Source organism: Streptomyces sp. NPDC094034, assembly GCF_040303865.1.
Lineage (GTDB): Bacteria > Actinomycetota > Actinomycetes > Streptomycetales > Streptomycetaceae > Streptomyces.
This window is the reverse complement of record NZ_JBEOUD010000002.1, coordinates 72,400-89,469: the sequence shown is the minus strand read 5'-3', so window position 1 is coordinate 89,469 and position 17,070 is coordinate 72,400. Positions and strand designations below refer to the sequence as shown.

At 72.2% G+C, this 17,070-nt stretch carries 14 protein-coding genes; 10 read left to right on the top strand and 4 right to left on the bottom strand.

The annotated features are described in order from the left end of the window. Positions 1 to 331 precede the first annotated feature (331 nt). Complete coding sequence (locus ABTZ59_RS02965) at positions 332 to 571, bottom strand: chaplin (protein WP_351389309.1); 240 nt, start codon at positions 569 to 571, stop codon at positions 332 to 334. 475 nt (positions 572 to 1,046) lie between these two features. Between ABTZ59_RS02965 and ABTZ59_RS02960 the strand changes: the two genes are divergently transcribed. From ABTZ59_RS02960 to ABTZ59_RS02925, 8 genes are read left to right on the top strand one after another with little or no spacing between them, the layout of a single operon-like run. Further along, positions 1,047 to 2,291, top strand: coding sequence for a glycosyltransferase (locus ABTZ59_RS02960; RefSeq protein WP_351389306.1), 1,245 nt, complete (start codon positions 1,047 to 1,049; stop codon positions 2,289 to 2,291). Beyond that, on the top strand, positions 2,288 to 4,135 hold the full coding sequence (locus ABTZ59_RS02955; RefSeq protein ID WP_351389301.1) for a sugar transferase: 1,848 nt from the start codon (positions 2,288 to 2,290) through the stop codon (positions 4,133 to 4,135). Before ABTZ59_RS02960 ends, ABTZ59_RS02955 begins: the two co-directional genes overlap by 4 nt. After that, the gene (locus tag ABTZ59_RS02950) at positions 4,135 to 5,586 is read left to right on the top strand and encodes an O-antigen ligase family protein (RefSeq protein WP_351389297.1); all 1,452 of its coding nucleotides are present in this window, start codon (positions 4,135 to 4,137) and stop codon (positions 5,584 to 5,586) included. Before ABTZ59_RS02955 ends, ABTZ59_RS02950 begins: the two co-directional genes overlap by 1 nt. Further along, the gene (gene murJ, locus ABTZ59_RS02945; protein ID WP_351389294.1) at positions 5,583 to 7,304 is read left to right on the top strand and encodes a murein biosynthesis integral membrane protein MurJ; all 1,722 of its coding nucleotides are present in this window, start codon (positions 5,583 to 5,585) and stop codon (positions 7,302 to 7,304) included. Before ABTZ59_RS02950 ends, murJ begins: the two co-directional genes overlap by 4 nt. Beyond that, positions 7,294 to 8,160, top strand: coding sequence for a polysaccharide deacetylase family protein (locus tag ABTZ59_RS02940; RefSeq protein WP_351389288.1), 867 nt, complete (start codon positions 7,294 to 7,296; stop codon positions 8,158 to 8,160). The genes murJ and ABTZ59_RS02940 overlap by 11 nt, the downstream gene beginning before the upstream one ends. Further along, positions 8,157 to 9,305, top strand: a complete 1,149-nt coding sequence (locus tag ABTZ59_RS02935) for a glycosyltransferase (protein ID WP_351389285.1) — start codon at positions 8,157 to 8,159, stop codon at positions 9,303 to 9,305. Before ABTZ59_RS02940 ends, ABTZ59_RS02935 begins: the two co-directional genes overlap by 4 nt. Positions 9,306 to 9,312: 7 nt before the next feature. Beyond that, positions 9,313 to 10,101, top strand: coding sequence for a YveK family protein (locus ABTZ59_RS02930; RefSeq protein ID WP_351389282.1), 789 nt, complete (start codon positions 9,313 to 9,315; stop codon positions 10,099 to 10,101). 7 nt (positions 10,102 to 10,108) lie between these two features. After that, on the top strand, positions 10,109 to 11,311 hold the full coding sequence (locus ABTZ59_RS02925; RefSeq protein ID WP_351389278.1) for a GNAT family N-acetyltransferase: 1,203 nt from the start codon (positions 10,109 to 10,111) through the stop codon (positions 11,309 to 11,311). Positions 11,312 to 11,344: 33 nt separating this feature from the next. Here the strand turns inward: ABTZ59_RS02925 and ABTZ59_RS02920 are convergent, their stop codons facing one another. Further along, on the bottom strand, positions 11,345 to 12,532 hold the full coding sequence (locus ABTZ59_RS02920) for a glycoside hydrolase family 26 protein (protein WP_503001872.1): 1,188 nt from the start codon (positions 12,530 to 12,532) through the stop codon (positions 11,345 to 11,347). Positions 12,533 to 12,696: 164 nt separating this feature from the next. Here ABTZ59_RS02920 and ABTZ59_RS02915 point away from each other — a divergent pair, with 164 nt between their 5' ends. Together ABTZ59_RS02915 and ABTZ59_RS02910 are read left to right on the top strand one after the other, a co-directional pair. Beyond that, on the top strand, positions 12,697 to 14,070 hold the full coding sequence (locus ABTZ59_RS02915) for a carboxylate--amine ligase (RefSeq protein WP_351389271.1): 1,374 nt from the start codon (positions 12,697 to 12,699) through the stop codon (positions 14,068 to 14,070). 65 nt (positions 14,071 to 14,135) lie between these two features. Beyond that, positions 14,136 to 15,404 (top strand): NAD(P)-binding domain-containing protein, encoded by a 1,269-nt coding sequence (locus ABTZ59_RS02910; RefSeq protein WP_351389266.1) that lies wholly within the window; start codon positions 14,136 to 14,138, stop codon positions 15,402 to 15,404. 88 nt (positions 15,405 to 15,492) lie between these two features. Here ABTZ59_RS02910 and ABTZ59_RS02905 read toward each other — a convergent pair whose 3' ends face one another. Both ABTZ59_RS02905 and ABTZ59_RS02900 read right to left on the bottom strand, forming a co-directional pair. Next, entirely contained in the window at positions 15,493 to 16,476 is a 984-nt protein-coding gene (locus ABTZ59_RS02905; RefSeq protein ID WP_351389263.1) for a chaplin, read from the bottom strand. A gap of 149 nt (positions 16,477 to 16,625) precedes the next feature. Continuing rightward, positions 16,626 to 16,859 carry a chaplin gene (locus ABTZ59_RS02900; RefSeq protein WP_351389260.1) on the bottom strand — a complete coding sequence of 78 codons (234 nt, stop codon included), beginning with the start codon at positions 16,857 to 16,859 and terminating at the stop codon, positions 16,626 to 16,628. Positions 16,860 to 17,070 lie beyond the last annotated feature (211 nt).

The window sequence follows — 17,070 nt, the reverse complement described above, 5'->3', positions numbered from 1 at the left end:
TCCTTTCGGGACGAGGAGGAACGTTCACCTCACCGTCCGTGGCCCGCGGGGGGCACGCAACCGAAAGGGCATCGCCCGTACGGTCGTCGGACGGCGCCCGGATCTGCCCCGGCCTGCTCCGGCCCGTCTCTCACCTGCCCCGACGTGCCCGGACGGCGTCCGCGTGGTGCCGCGCAGCGCCGCCGGAAGAGTGGACACACGGGCACGTAAGGGTGACCCCCGGACAGCGGAAGAGCCGCTCTTCCCCGAGGGGAAGAGCGGCTCTCGCGAGCGACGCCGACGCGACGTCGGCATCGCGCCGACATGGCGCCGACAGCGACGGCGAAGGCCGTCAGTTGTTGATGCAGGTGTGGCCGAAGGCCGGGTTGAGCAGGCCGATGACGTTGATCGTGTTGCCGCAGACGTTCACGGGCAGGTGGATCGGGACCTGGACGACGTTGCCGGAGATGACACCCGGGGAGCCGATGGCCGCGGCTTCCGCACCGGCGTCGGCGACAGCGGCGCCGGAGGCCCCGGCGACAGCGGCGGCGGCCGCGGTGGAGAGAACAACAGCCTTGGCGATACGCGACATGGAGAAGGGCTCCTCGGTCGAAAGGGGGACGCTATACGCGCCGGGCGCGATTGCCCGACTTATGCATCAACGCCGGGGGCGCCCGTCGGTTGCGCGTCCGAATGAGTGACGCCCCATGTGTCACCTGGCCGCGGTGCGGCGACCCGCTGACCGAGGAACAGCCGCTCGTAAGAGTCCTTTTGTACGTTCAGCGCGATTCAGCGCGTCTCACGTGATTTTCACTCCGCCCTCTGTAAAGGTGCCTTCTTGTTTCGATCTTCGAGACGGAGTGCCAATTTATGGAATTCGGCGGTTTTTGGGGTCGTAATAAAATCGAGGGGAGCCGGATAACTCAAGTGTTCGATTCGGCGTGAAGCGTGACCCCTGCCGCGCCGGTGCGTTTTTCATAGGAGCGGACAACCGGAACTGAAATCCGGGCGCCCCGAGCCCGCTCGAAGAGATCGTTTTCCCGTATCCACGAGTGGAGGAGTTGCGCGTGCGGCCACAACGGCGCCGGCCCGGGGCCGGCTTCACCGCTCTTCATCTCGTCCAGCCGGTCGACGGCGGAGTGGCCAGAGTGGTTCTTGATCTGGTCGGGGCGCAACTGGAGGCCGGTGTACGGGTGGCCGTCGCCTGTCCCGGGGAAGGGCCGCTGGCCGCGGGTGCGGCCCGGCTCGGCGCCGAGGTCCATGGCTGGCGGGTGACCCGCGACCCCGGGCCCGGACTGGTCCGTGAGGTCGCGCAGGCGGCTCGGGTGGTACGGCGCGTCGGGCCCGATCTGGTGCACGCCCACAGCGCGAAGGCCGGACTGGCCGGACGGCTCGCCGTCCGTGGCAGGGTGCCCACCGTCTTCCAGCCGCACGCCTGGTCGTTCGAGGCGGTCGGCGGCATGACGGGCCGGCTGGCCGGGTGCTGGGAGCGCTGGGCCGTCCGGTGGACCGACCGGGTCGTATGCGTCAGTGACGCGGAACGGCGCACCGGCGAGCGGGCCGGAATCCGTGCCCCCTGGTCCGTCGTCCACAACGGAGTCGATGTCGGACGGTTCGGTCCCGCGACCGGACGGTTCGGTCCCGTAGGCGGGGAATCCGGTGCCGCCGCGGGGCCGTCCGGTGCCGCGGCCATGGCCGACACCACCGCCGCGCGCGCGGCACTCCCGCAGTTGGCCGCTCTCCCGCCGGGCACACCCCTCGTGCTGTGCGTCGGGCGGCTCTGCCGGCAGAAGGGCCAGGACATCCTGCTGCGGGCCTGGCGGCAGATCCTCCTCCAGCTGCCCCGAGCGCGGCTGGTCCTCGTCGGGGACGGGCCGGACGCCGACGTACTGCGTGCCGCCGCGCCGCCGTCGGTGCTCTTCGCCGGAGCCGTACCGGACACCGCGCCCTGGTACCGGGCGGCCGATCTGGTCGTCCTCCCCTCGCGCTGGGAGGGCATGGCGGTGGCGCCGCTGGAGGCCATGGCGAGCGGCAGGGCCGTCGTCCTCAGCGATGTGGACGGCGCGCGCGAGAGCCTGTCGCCCGGTCACGAAGCGCTCTGTCTCATTCCGCCGGAGGACCCGCCCGCGCTGGCGGCGGCCATCGGCGCTCTGCTCCGCGACGCGCCACTGCGCGAAGCCATCGGCCGCCAGGGCCATCAGCACGTACTCAGCACCTATGACGTGCGGCAGACAGCGCGGGCCATCGCGGACGTGTACCGCGAAGTCGCCTCAGTGCCGCGCCCCGAACGCAGGGAGCCGATTCCCCAGTGACCACGGAAAGCACCAGCGTTCCGCCGCCCACCGGGCGGGCGCGGAGAGCGGAACAGGCCATGGGGCAACAGGCCCTGGGACAACCGGCGGTGGGACAACAGACGGTGGCACAGCAGGGACTCGGACAGCAGGCGCTCGGGCAGACCGTCGGACCGCGGACCCCGGGGCCAGGGACCCTGGGGCAGCAGGTCCCGCGGCGCGCCTCGATCGCCTCCCCCCGCGACGCCTCGGACCGCCTCGCGTCGCCGGCCCGTCGGTCCCCGGGTGCCACGCTGCGCTTCGCCCTCCCGCTGATCGCCTCGGACGTGTTCGCCGCGTTGCTGTCCACCGTCGTGCTCAACGACGAGCAGCGTGACGCGGTTCTCGTCGTCCAGCTCCTCGTCTGGGTGACAGTACTGAACGCGTCCGCCGGGCTCTACCGTCCCGGTGGCGTCCTGTCGGGGCTGGATCAACTGCCCGCGCTGGCCGCCCGGATCGCGGTGGCCTGGTGCGCCGCCGCGGCCGTACTCGCCGCGTTCCTCCCCGCCCTGGCCGTGGGTGTACCGGCGCTGCTCGGCGGCTGCGCACTCCAACTCGTCGTCGCCTGCGGCTGCCGCTCGCTCCTGCACACCCGGCGCCGCGCCGTGGCGCGCAACCGGCTGCGGTCCGCGCTGGTCGTCGGGTCGGGCCAGGCCGCGCGGCGGCTGGCCGCGCTGCTCGCCCAGCATCCCGAGTACGGTCTGCGGCCCGTCGGTATCGCCGGGCCCGCCCAGGACGAGGACGAGGCGGACCGGGCCGCGACCAGAACCGGCGGGCGGGACGGCGCGGTGACGGAGGCCCCCGCCCTGCCGGTGCTGACCTCGGCCGAGGAGATCCACCGGGCGGTCATCCAGAACGGTGTCCAGGACGCGCTGTTCATCGACCACCGGTTCCTCGACCGTGACCGCGGGCTCGGCGGCTCCGGGTTCGACGAAGCAGGATTCAACGAAGCTGGATTCAACGACTCCGGGTTCAACGAGCCCGGGTTCAACCAGCCGGGGTTCAATCAGCCCGGGTTCAGTCAGCCGGGATTTCACGACTCCGGATTCCGCGACCCCGGCGCCGCCGAGCCCGGCGACGGTACGGACCGTGCGGCCCTCGTCGCGCTGTTCCACGAGTACGGCTGCGCCACCTGGTTCGTCGGCGCCGGGCCGTGGGATCTGACCGCCGCGCCCGTGGCCATGGAGCGGCACCTCTGGGGGTTCGCCGCCCGCCGTGTCGAGCCGCCCGCCGTACGCGGCCGTCGGCGCGGAGCCGTCGTCAAACGGCTGCTGGACGTGGTGTTCACGCTTCCGCTGCTGGTGGCCGCCTCGCCGGTGCTGCTGGCCTGCGCGCTCGCCGTCCGGTTCCGCGACGGCCGCGATGTGCTCTTCCGCCAGGAACGCGTGGGACAGCACGGCCGCACCTTCACCCTGTTGAAGTTCCGCACCCTGCGCCCGGCCGACGAGCACGAGTCCGCCACCCGCTGGAACATCGCCAACGATCTGCGGATGAGCCCGGTGGGCAACTTCCTGCGTCGTACGTCGATGGACGAACTGCCCCAGCTCTGGAACGTGCTGCGCGGTGACATGAGCCTGGTCGGGCCCCGGCCCGAGCGTCCGTTCTTCGTCGCCAACTTCAGCAAGACCCAGCCCGGTTACGCGGCCAGGCACCGGATGCCCGTCGGGATCACCGGTCTCGCACAGGTCCACGGGCTGCGCGGCGACACCTCCATCGAAGAGCGGTCGCGGTTCGACAACCACTACATCGACCACTGGTCGCTGTGGCAGGACGTGTGCATCCTGCTGCGGACCGCCGTGTCCCTCGTCCGCCCGGCGGGCAGCTGATGGCCGCCGACGCCACCGGCGTCGTTTTCCCGGGCACCGTCGGGGTCGCCGGGCCGGCCGCTCGCCGTCCCGCCGTCCGTGGGCCCGCGGGCCGGCCGCTTCCGGCGGCGGGTCCGTGGGGACACGTCCTGCGCCGGTCGGCTCATCTGCTGCCGGCCGTCGCGGTCGTCGCGCTGCTCGCCGTGGAATCGGCGCCGGCCGGGGACGGCTCCGCCGGGTCCGGGAGTGTCGCGGACGCGGCCTCAGGACTGCTCGTCCTGTACTGCCTCGTACGCGTCCTGCGCGACCGGGCCAGGCCGCTGACCCGTACCGCCGCGCTCGTCCTCGGACTTCCCGTGCTGGGCGTGACCATCGCGGCGATCAGCGCCCACGACCCGGCCGCCAGCCTGCCGGGAGTGGCGCGCTACCTCCAGATCTTCGTGCTGGTACCCGGCGCGCTGCTGCTGCTCCTGCGCGACGGCCGCGACTTCCGGCTGGTCGCCGGGTCCGTCGTCGTCCTCGCGCTGGTGCAGGGCGCGATCGGTGTCACCCAGTATCTGACCGGCACCGGCGCCTCGTACATGGGCGAGGAGATCCGCGCGGTCGGCACCTTCGGCCCCACCGACGTGATGGGCATGGCCACGGTCGTCGCGTACGGACTCGTCATCTCCATCGGCTTCGCCCTGAGCCCGGCGGCGGCCGGCCGGGGGCGGCACGCGGCCCGCGTGCGGCGCGCCGTCGCACTCGGCTGCGCCGGGCTGCTGACCGTACCCCTCGCCCTGTCCTTCAGCCGCGGCGCCTGGATCGCCACCGCCGTGACCGTCGCCCTCCAGCTGACGCTGTCGGGGCCGCGCCGCGCCGTCGTGGTCACGCTCGTGGCCGGGGCGCTCGGCGTCGTACTCGTCGGAGGCCTCGGTATCGGCTCGCAGATGATCACCGAACGGCTCGGCAGCATCACACGGGTCACCGACGCGCCCGACCAGTCCGTCACCGACCGGTACACCATGTGGGCCGCGGCCACCGGCATGTGGCGCGAACACCCCGTCACCGGCGTCGGGCTGAAGGGCTTCCCCGCCTACCGCGACAGCCACGCCTCGCTCGCGCTCTCCGCCGCCAGCGACACCGAGGGCGCCGGTCTCGGCTTCCAGCGTCAGCCACTGCTCTCCCCGCACAACATGTATCTGCTCGTCCTCAGCGAACAGGGGCTGCTGGGCGTCGTCGCCCTGGCGGGCAGCTGGGCGGCGCTCCTCGTCCGCGCCCTGCGCCGGCTGCCCGCCGCGCACCGCTCCCGTACCGGCGCCGACTGCGGCCTCGCCGTCACCGGGCTGCTGGTCTGGCAGCTGGTCGACTTCGGTTACGCGGACATCGGCGGACCCTCGACCGTACTGACCGCCGTGATGCTCGGCCTCGCGGCCCGGTGGGCCCTCGGACCGGTCGAGCGGCCCGCCACGAGTGAGGCCGGTCGCGCGTGAGCGATACGAGGCACTCCCTTCCCGCCGTGCCGCCGCAGTCGCCTCCGCCCTCCCCGGCGGGCGCGAAGGGCGGAGGCAGGGGCCGAGACGGCACAGGAGGCAAGACCCGCACCGGCGCGGAGGGCCGCGGCTCCTTCACCTCCGGACGGTTCCTGGCGCGCGCGGCCTTCCTCACCGCGCTGCTGACCGCCGCCGGTGCGCTGCTCGGGCTCGTCCGCGACCAGACCATCGCGCATCTCTACGGCGCGGGCCCGGATACGGACGCCTTCCTGGTCGCCTGGACCGTGCCCGAGGTGGCCGCCACGCTCCTCATCGAGGACGCCATGGCGCTGATCCTCGTACCGGCGTTCAGCCTGGCACTGGCCCGGCGTGCCACCGCACCGGTGCTGGATCCCGACCCCGTACGGCTGCTGGTGCGCAGCACCCTGCCCCGGCTGTTCCTCGCCCTCGGCGCCGGTTCGGCCCTGCTGGTGGCCACCGCGCCCTGGGTGGTGGCCCTCCTCGCGCCGGGGCTGCCCGAGCCGGGGCTCGCCGTCGACTGCACCCGGCTGACCGCCACATGCGCCTTCACCTTCGGCATGGCCGGCTATTGCAGCGCGGCGCTCCGCGCGCACGGCAGTTTCACGGCCCCCGCGATGATCTACGTGGCGTACAACGCCGGGATCATCACCACCATGCTGCTGGTCCGCGACCGGTGGGGGGTACGGGCCGCCGCCGCCGGGGTCGCCATCGGCGGCGCGCTCATGGTCCTCGTCCAGGCGCCCCTCCTGTGGCGCAGGCTGCGCGCGCGCCGGCCGGTGGACGTGACCACGACCGGCCAGGGACCGAAGGGCGCGGGCGGCGGACCGACCGTCGCCCTCGCCCTGCTGGCGCCCGTCATCGTCTTCGCGCTCAGCAGGCAGTCGCAGGTCCTCATCGAGCGGTTCCTCGCCGCACCGCTGCCGGCCGGTGCCATCTCGCATCTGAACTACGCGCAGAAGGTCGCGCAGATCCCGATGACGCTCTCCATGATGCTCTGCACCGTCACCTTCCCGGTGGTCGCCCGCGCCATGGCGGCGGGGGACACCGAGCGGGCCAGGCTCCGGGTCGAGCGAGATCTCGCGCTCGCCGGGATAATCGTGCTGACCGGCGCCGCGACAGTGGTCGCCTGCGCGCCGCAGATCATCGAAGTGCTGTTCCAGCGCGGCGCGTTCGACCCGGCGGACACGGCGGCGACCGCCGATGTGATGCGGGTGTACGCGCTCGGCCTGCTGGGCCACACCCTCGTCGGAGCGCTCGTACGCTGCTACTTCTCCGCCGCGCGCCCGCTGTGGTTCCCCGCGTTCGCGATGCTGAGCGGGCTCGCGCTGACGACCGGCGCGGGCGCCCTGCTCGTACAGGTGTGGGGCGTGCTCGGCATCGCCGCCGCCAACGCCCTCGGTATCACCGTCACCGCCGCCCTGATGCTGTACCGGGTCGGCCGGCACAGCGTGCCCGTCAGCCTCCGGTTCATGACCGGGGGGCTGGTCAAGCTCGCCGCCGCCGCGGCGGCGGCCACCGGCTCCGGATGGCTCTGCGGAGCCCTCGTCCCGTCACCCGTCCTGGGCGCGATGGCGGCCTGCGTGGTGGTCGGCGCGGTGTTCCTCGTCATCGCGCACGCCCTGCGGGCCCCCGAGACCGACACCATCCTCCGCTTCCTCACCCGCCTCCTCACACGAAAGCTCGCGCATGTCCGCTGACACGGTGTCCGCCGGCCCCCTGTGGGCCGCCATGTACCACTCCGTCGCCGACCCGACCGACGATCCCTACCGGGTGACGGTCTCGCCGGACCGGCTCGAACGGCAGCTGCGCTGGCTGCGCCGCCGGGGGCTGACCGGCGTCAGTATGGACCGGCTGCTGCGCGCCCGTGCCGGGGGGCGGGGCGCCGGGCTCGTCGGGCTCACCTTCGACGACGGGTACGCCGACTTCCTGGAACAGGCCGTCCCGCTGCTGCGCCGTTACGCGTTCACGGCGACCGTCTTCGTCCTGCCGGGCCGTCTCGGCGGCACGAACGAATGGGACAGTCCCGGTCCGAGCAAGCCCCTCCTCACGGCGGACGGCATCCGCGCGGCGGCGCGGGCGGGCATGGAGATCGGCTCGCACGGGCTGCGCCACACCGATCTGACCAAGGCCGACGAGGCGCTGATCGCGGCCGATACCGCGCGCAGCCGCGAACTCCTGCGGGAACTGCTCCGGGACCTGACCGGCCGTCACGAGGTGGCCGGTTACTGCTATCCGTACGGCACGGTCGACGCCCGCGCCATCAAGGCCGTACGCGCCGCCGGTTACGCGTACGCCTGCGCCATCGACCCGGGGCCGCTCACCGGTGTGTTCGCGCTGCCCCGCGTCCATATCGGGGAAGGCGACACCGGCCCCAGGCTGAACCTCAAACGGCGGCTGCACCGCTGGCGCCGCGAGCCCGTCCCGGCCGGGGAGTACGCCGAGTACGCGGCGCACACCAGACGGACCGCTCGGGACGCGATGGCCATGGTGGGGCCCGCGGCCCCGGCGGCCCCGGTGGCCGCCCTGGCCGACACCCGGGCAACGACGACATGAGGGTGCTGCACATCATCACCGGACTCGGCATCGGTGGCGCCGAGCAGCAACTCCGCCTTCTGTTACGTCAGTTGCCCACGGACTGCGAGGTCATCACGCTCACCAACCCGGGAGCGGTCGCCGAGGGCATCGTCGCCGACGGTGTCCCCGTCACCGACCTCGACATGGCGGGCAACGGTGACCTCGGCGCCCTGCCCCGGCTCACGCGGCTGATCAAGCGCGGACGTTACGACCTGGTGCACACGCACCTCTACCGCGCCTGCCTGTACGGGCGGTTCGCGGCCCGTCTCGCCGGCGTACGGACCATCGTGGCCACCGAACACTCCCTCGGGGCCGTCCAGATCGAGGGCCGGCCGCTCTCCGCGGGCGCCCGCGCCCTCTATCTCGCGGGCGAACGCCTGGGCACCGCGACCGTCGCCGTCTCCGCCACCGTCGCCCGGCGCCTGGAGCGCTGGGGGGTGCGCCCCGACCGTATCCATGTGGTGCCCAACGGCATCGAGGTCGGGCGCTTCGCCTACGACGAGACAGCGCGCGGCGCGGCCCGCGCGCGTCTGGGAGTGCCCCAGGGCGCCTTCGTGGTCGGCGGGGTGGGACGGCTCACCCGCGGCAAGCGCTTCGACCGGCTCGTACGGGCCGTCGCCGAACTGCCCGACGCGCGCCTCCTCCTGATCGGTGAGGGACCCGAGCGCGACCGGCTCCTGCGGCTCGCGAGGGAGCGGGGAGCGGCCGACCGGATCCTGCTGCACGGCGCCTGCCAGGACCCGCCGCCCCCGCCCGCGGCGCTCCCGTCACAGCGCCGGCCCGATCTCCCCTCGCTGCTCGCGGCCATGGACGTCTTCGTCTCCACCTCCCCCGACGAGGCGTTCGGACTCGCCGTCGTGGAGGGGCTGGCGGCCGGGCTGCCGGTCCTCCATGTCACCTGCCCCGCCCTCCAGGACCTGCCCGCCGACGCCGCGCCGGGAGCGCGCCGGGTCAGTGGCTCCGTACCCGGACTCGTCGACGAACTACGGCGGTTCGAGGAGGCGGGACCGCGCCGGCTGCCCGTACCCCCGGCCGCGCGCCACTACGACATCGCCCACAGCGCCCACCAGCTGATGACCGTCTACGAGAACGCCGTCCGCGGCCCGGCCCCCTCCGAGAAGTGAGCTGCTCATGACCCCGCACACCAATCCTCCGCGACGCCCGGCCGCGCGGCGCCGGCCCGCCGTCCCCGAACCCGCGTCCGCTTCCACCGCCGGTTCCACCGCCGCTTCCGCCGCCGCCGTGTCGCGCCGGGTCAGGCTCCCGCTGTCGAAGGTGACGGCGCTGCCCGCCCGTTGGATCGTGCCGGTGGCGGTCCTGGCCGGGGCGCTGGCAGGTGGCACGTACGGGATGCTCCGCACACCGCAGTACTCGGCGACCAGTTATGTCGTCGTCGTACCGACGGAGAAGTCCGACCCGGCCGCCGCGCTGGGGTTCGCGACGGCCTATGGGCGTGTCGCCACGCAGGTCGCGCTGATCGGTGACGCGCCGGTCTGGGCCGGGGTGCCCGCGCGGACGCTCCGGGAGAGCGTGCGGACGGCCACCTCGCCGGACGCTCCGATGATCTCCGTGACGGCGACCTCGGACCGGGCCTCCACCGCGGTGAACATGGCGGACGGGGTGGCACGGGCGCTGGTCGTCAACGGCTCCCATTTGCAGGGCAGTACGAGGGTGCGGGTGCTCCAGTTCTCCCGCGCGGTCGAGCCGGCCGCTCCGGTGACCCCCTCGGCGGGGCTGTCGGCCCTGGTGGGCGGCTGTGCGGGCGGGCTGCTCGGCGGGCTCGGACTGCTGGTCAGACCGAAACCGCGGCGCGGTGAGTTCCACGCGAACGTACCCGGCCCGGCGACATCCGACCAGCCGCATACCCAGCCGCATGCCCAGTCCCAGGCACAGTCGCTGCCGCAGTCGGAAACGGTGTGAGCGCCTGATGGCCGCCGAATCGAGCGCGCGCACCGCCGCGACCCGCCCAGCCCCTCCGGTCACGCACCTCCGCGTCTTCTCCCCGCTGTTCAGGTCCGCGTCGCGGGCGTCCGGCCCGGTGTTCACCACGGAGCTCTGCCGTGACGCCGGCCGCTTCGCCGAACTCGCCCCGGCCTGGCACGAGTTGTATCGATGCTCGCGCACGGCCACGCCCTTCCAGAGCCATTCGTGGCTGCACTCGTGGTGGCTGTCGTACGGGAACCGGCGCGGGCTGCGGATCGTGCTCGTACGCCGGGGCGCGAAACTCGTCGCCGCGGCCCCGCTCATGCTCGTCCACCGGCCCCTGCCCGTCCTCGTCCAACTCGGCGGCTCCATTTCCGACTTCTCCGATGTCCTGCTGCACGACGACTGCGCCGAGGCGGCGGCGGGTGAGCTGGTGACGTCGCTCGCTGAGCTGGCCCGAACGGCGGTGATCGATCTGCGCGAAGTACGGCCGGGGGCGGCGGCGGAACGAATCTTCGCCCGCTGGACGGGCCCACGCAGAAAGCTGGACGACTCCCTCTGCCTCGAACTGCCCGGCGTTCCCATGGACGAACTGCTCGGTAGGCTCACCTCCTCGCGCGCCCAGCGCGCCCGCGCCAAACTGCGCAAGCTGGACGCGCTGGGCATCGAGGAGCGGGTGGTGCCCAAGGACGAGATCCCGGCGGCGGTCGGGCGGCTGCTGGAGCTGCACCGGCTCCAGTGGCGGGGCCGCGGGGTCACCCCGGAACACCTCAGCGTCCGTTTCGCGGACCATCTGACCCGGTCGGTACGGGCCATGACCGAGTACGGCGACGCGCGGCTCACCGAGTTCCGGCTGTCCGGCGCGGTGGTGGCCGCCGATCTCACCCTGATCTCCGGCCGGCTGGAGGGCGGCTATCTGTACGGGGCCGATCCCGCGCTGCGTGCCAGGAAGGTGGACGTGGCCTCGATGCTGCTGCGGAGCGGGGCACAGCGGATCAGCGCGAGCGGCCGCGCCACGCTCAGCATGCTGCGCGGCAATGAGCCGTACAAACACCACTGGCGTCCCGAGACCGTCCGCAACCAGCGGCTGCTGCTCGCCCGGCCGCATCTGGCGCCGTCCCTGCACCTGCTGGTCGCGCAGGCGGCGGGCCGCGACCGGGCCGCGGCGCTCGTCAAACGGCTGCGGGACGGCGGCGCCGGGGGATGACCCCGGCCGCCGCCGCCCCGTACGGGTGGCTGGTCAGCTGTCCTCGCGCCGCGACCAGTTGAGGCGGATGCAGATCTTGCCTCCGAGCCACTTCTCCACCCAGGGACCGAGGTCCAGCGGCGTACAGTTCCCCGGCGGCCGCGTCGGCGGCGGCGTGGGTGTCGGGAGGGGCTCCGGGAGCGGCAGGGGCTCCGGCTTGAACCCGTACAGCAGGGACCGGAACATCTTCGACGACTTCGGATTCTGCCCGCACAGCCAGATGCCGTGCGGGCAGTAGTCGGTCACCGTGTTGTACACCGGTTTGTATGTGTCGATCCATTGGAGCATGCGGCGCATGTATTCCGGGTTGTCACCGTTGCGGAAGAGGCCCCACTCCGGATAGGAGATAACCTTTCCGTGTGCAGCGGCGAAATCCACGTGCTCCTGAAGCCCAAAGGGCTCATTCACCTGTTCATCAAATGTCCGGCCCGGGGGCTGGTCATAAGAATCCATGCCCATGATGTCGACGACATCGTCACCCGGATAGCACTCGGTCCAGGGAATGGCGTCCCGTCCTCGGTTCGGAGCGAAATCGAACCGGAACTTCTGTCCTGGCACTGCGCGCATGGTGGTGACGATGCGATTCCAGTATTTTTTCCACGACTCCGGGTCGGGGCCGCAGCGATGCGTGTACGTGACCCCGTTCATTTCCCAGCCGAGCACGATCACCGTGTCCGGAACACCCAGGTCGACGAGCCGCTGCGCCAGGGTCTTGAAGTGACCGTCGTAATCGCCCCGCGCGGCCTTGCGCAGCTCCTCGCGGACGAGAGCGTCCGGCACCCGCTCCTCATTGTGTTCCAGCATGGGGACGTTGAGGACGAACAGCCGGTCGTCCTTCGCCTTTCGCCAGGCGGCCCAGTCCTCCAGAAAGCCGGGACCGCCCTCGATGTTCGACCACACGTCCCCGGGAAGATAGGTGTGCCCCACCCGAAGCTCCCTGCCGCCGAGCCAGCGCTGCATGGCGGCGATGCGCCGGACGCCCTTCGGACCGTAATCGAGATACGCGCCCATCGCGGGTTCGGGTGCCCTCGGCGGTTTCGGTTTCCCGTGTGCCATCGATTCGTCCGTCGCGGCCCGTGCGTCCGCGTCATGGGCGACGGGCGGCGCCGCACCGGAAGCGAGGAGGCCGGCCGTGACCACTCCCAGGCAGGTGGTCGTCAGCCGTCGTCGTCGAAGGGGCATGTCCGCTCCTCGTGAGTGTGGACCTCTTTCCGTGGCCTCGATCCGTGGTCACGTTGATCACAAAAGTATTTCTAATAAGCCGATCGGGAACCCGGCCTGGCGTTCCAGTAGTCCGTTCGTGAATTTCATCCCCCGCATGGGTTACCGAAATGAAGGACATCAACGTGCCGAGCTTTGACACCCGAGTCCCCGCCGTACTCATGAGGCTCGACCGCAACCCGTTCCACCACGGCACCCTTGGCGCCGTCAGATCCCTTGGCCGCGCGGGGATCGAGGTCCACGCGGTGATCGAGGGCGCGCGCAGCCCCGTGGGCCGTTCCCGCTATCTGCGCACGGCGCATCTGCGGCCCGACCACCCCACGGATCTGACGGAGTCTTCGGATCTGTCGGAGATTCAGCGCCTGCTGCTCGGCATCGCGGACGGGCTCACCACCCCGCCCGTGCTCATCGCCATGGACGACCTGAGCGCGATCGCGGTGGGCCGGCTGCGGGAGCGGCTCGACGGCCGCTATCTGCTCCCTGAACAGCCGTCAGGACTGCCGGAACGGGTGGCGGACAAAGCGGAACTGGTCGGGATCTGCGGCACACTCGGCATCCCCCACCCGCGCACCGTCATCCCCTCGGGCGCCGAGGAGGCAGCGGCGGCGGCCTGGTCGCTCGGGCTGCCGGTGGTGGCGAAGTGGAGCAGACCGTGGCTCCTCCCGGCGGGGACCGGGCTGCGCAGCACCCTGGTCGTACGCTCCCCGCAGGAGGCGCGAGAGCTGTACGCGCGCAGCGCCGAGGCGGGCAGCCGGCTGCTCCTCCAGGAGTTCCTGCCGCAGGGCCGGGACCTGGACTGGTTCTTCCACGGCTACAGCGGCGGTGGCGGCGAGTGTCTGATCGGGGCCGCCGGGCGCAAGGAACGCTCCTGGCCGGTGGGGGCCGGACTGACCGCGGTGGGCCGGTGGCTGCCCAACCCGGCGGTCGAACGGATGGCCCGTCAGATGGTCTCGGCGCTCGGCTACCGCGGGATCCTCGACCTCGACTTCCGGCTCGACACCGCCACCGGCGCCTACCATCTGCTCGACTTCAACCCCCGGCCCGGCGCGCAGTTCCGGCTCTTCACCGACCGGTCGGGCACCGACGTCGTACGGGCCCTGCATCTCGACCTCACCGGCCGTACCGTCCCCCCGCAGGAGGCGGCGCACGGCAGGACCTTCGTAGTGGAGAACTACGCCCTGCTGTCCTTTCTCGCGTCCCCGCGCTCGTCGCTCCTCTCGCCCTTCGGGCGCAGCGGCGGCCGGCGTGGCGGGCGCGGTGTGCCGCGGCCCGGGTCCACGGAGGCCGCGTGGTTCGCGCTGGACGATCCGCTGCCCGCGTACGCCATGGCCGTCGCGTGGGCGCTGCATGTCGTACGGCGTGGCTGGCGCAGGCTCAGACGGGCGCTGCCGGGACGGCATACGGGCGGCTCCGAGCGGCCCCGCACGTCCCCCGTACGGCAGCGCGGGCGCGGCAGGAACCGCGCGAATCCACGCCCCCCTGTCTCCCAGAGGCCCTGATGAACCGTCCGTCAACCATCCCAAGCCCCCTGTCAGAACCTTCGACGCAGAGAACGGGACACACGATGTACGACCTGGTAGTTGTGGGCGCAGGCCCCTACGGACTCTCCATCGCCGCCCACGCGGCGGCGGCCGGCCTCGATCTGCGCGTGTTCGGCAGACCCATGGCCTCGTGGCGGGACAATATGCCACCCGGCATGTTCCTGAAGTCGGAACCATGGGCGTCGAATCTCTCCGCCCCCAAGGGCGCGTTCAGCCTGGCCGCCTACGCCGCGACCCAGGGGGTGGAGGTACGCCACGCCTCCCCGCTGCCCGTTGGCTTCTTCGCCTCGTACGGCCTGTGGTTCGCGGAGCGCGCGGCACCGCCCGTCGACGAACGTACGATCACGTCCGTACGGGCCTGCCCAGGCGGGTTCCGGCTCGACACCTCCGACGGGACCACCGTCCTCGCCCGTACGGTGGCGCTCGCGGTCGGCGTGATGCCCTTCATCGACATCCCCGCCCCGCTGCGCGGACTCCCCTCCGAGCAGGTCTCGCACAGCAGCCACCACGCCGATCTGGCGCGCTTCCAGGGCCAGGACGTGACGGTCATCGGCGCCGGGCAGGCCGCCCTGGAGACCGCCGCGCTCCTCGCCGAACAGGGCACCGTCGTACGGGTGGTGGCCCGGTCGGACCGACTGAACTGGAACACCCTGCCGCCGCCCCGGCAGCGCCCCGCCCTGGAGGCGGCCCGCGCCCCGCACACCGGGCTGGGCTGCGGATGGAAGAACTACCTCTACGCGGAGACCCCGGGCATCTTCCGCAGACTGCCCGAGACGACCCGGGCCCGGGTCTTCACCTCGGCGCTCGGCCCGGCCGGCGCGTGGTGGCTGCGGGACCGCTTCGAGCCGGCGGTGGACGTCCGGCTGGGGGAGAGCGTGGCGGGCGCGTCCCGGGTGGACGGGCGCGTACGGCTGGAGCTGGTCTCCACCACGGGCCGGGTCGGGACTGTGGACACCGACCATGTCATCGCCGCCACCGGATTCACCCCGGGGCTCGAACGGCTCGGTCTGGTCGACCGCGAACTGCGTGCCGGTATGCGGACGGTGCGCCCGAGCAGCGCTCCGGAGGCGAGCGCGCTCTTCGAGTCCTCGTATCCGGGGCTGTTCGTCGCGGGACTGCTGAGCGCCCCGTCCTTCGGCCCCTCGATGCGGTTCGTGTACGGGGCCGCGTACACCGCCGACCGGCTGGTGGCGGGGGTGCGACGGCGGCTCGGATCACGTGGCGGATCGCTCGTCACGGTCCGCCAGCGGCAGGCTTCACCGGCGCCGGTGGGGGAGCCGAGACTGTCCTGACGGTGCGGCCCCGGGCCGCAGCGGGTGGGACGGGGACAAGCCGGCCGGGAGAATCCGTCGTGATTCTCCCGGCCGGGCGGATACTCCGTCAGACGCGCGAGGCGGCGGTGCTGCGGCGGTAGAGGATTCCACCACCGAGCAGCAGACCGGCGCTGGCCGCTCCCATGGCGAGCAGGTTCAGATCACTGCCGGTGGAGGCCAGCTGGGCGCTCTCGTCCGAGGCCGCGGGCAGGGGCATCGAGGCGGGCAGGATCGCGTCGGAGGAACCCCGGGGGGCCGGGGTCCGCGGTTGCGTGGCGGGGTCGGCCGGGTCCACGACACGGCCGCCCGGCGGTGTGGCGGCTTCGGGCGGCTCGGGCGCCTCGGGGGCCGCCGGGGAGCCGGGGGTGCCGGGCGTTTCCTGGGGCGGCCGCGGGGTGCCGTTCGCGCAGAAGTTGCCGAAGACCGGGTTGAGGACGCCGATCAGATCGACCGAGTTGCCGCAGACGTTCACGGGAATGTCGAGGACGGCCTCCAGTGCGTTGCCCGAGAGCACGCCCGGTGAGCCGACGGCGGCGGCGGAGGCGTGCGTGGAGCCGGCGGCCTCGTGGTGGTGCCCGCCCGGGGACGCCTGGCCGGGCGCGCCGTGATGCGGCGCGTGGCTCTGGGGCGGGGCCGCGGGGGTGGCGGCGTCGTCCGCTTCGGGGGCCGGCCGCGTCGCGTGCGCGGGGGGAGCGCCGTGCGCGGGGGGAGCGCCATGCGGCGCGGGGTCCGAGTGGGGCCCTGGAGCTGCCTCCGGGCCCGGGGCAGCGTGGGGCGCGGGAGCCGGATGCGACGCGTGCTTCGGCGCGCCCGACGTGTTGGCACAGGCATTACCGAAAGCGGGGTTGAGCACCCCGATCGGATCCACCGTATTCCCACAGACATTGACCGGGATCTCCAGAGGCACCTGAACGTTGTTCCCGGAGAGCACGCCCGGTGAGCCGACGGCCGCCCCGTCGGCGTCCACGGCTTGGGCGTAACCGCCGCTCATGGAGAGGACACTCGACGCCGCGGCGGCGGTGAGCAGTCCTTTACTGATGAGATCTCGCATCTGGTTCTCCTCCTGCTCGCCGGTGCGGCGAGCAGTGGTCGTTGTTGAAATCGGTGCCAACTGAGGCCGGTCCCGGGGCGCATGCCGAACACGCCCCGGGACCGGCCGAGAACACCCCCGAGGGATGCCCTTACAACGTCACTGCAACGTCACTTGTTGATGCACTTGGCGCCGAACGCGGGGTTCAGCAGGCCGATGACGTCGATGCTGTTGCCGCACACATTGACGGGAATGTTCACGGGAACCTGGACGACATTTCCGGAGAGAACACCCGGGGAGTGGGCGGCTACGCCCTCCGCCTCGGCGTCGGCCATGGCCGGGGCAGCGGAACCCATGGCCAGGAGCAGGCCTGCGACGACCGTTGCGGCCTTCTTGCACTTCATCTTGAGCCCTTTCCGCAGCGGCGAATACGTTCGCACGGCTTTCGTGGAACGCGAGCACGGCTGTCCCGGCTCACACGTCCGCTGCTGGAGGTCCAACGATCGGACTGAGGCGAAGAAACTGTTCGGGAATTAGGCAGCCGATACTTCACTCGGTTGCCACGATAATGTTTTCTTAGCCACGCAACCCGGAACACTGCTGGAATTTGACGGA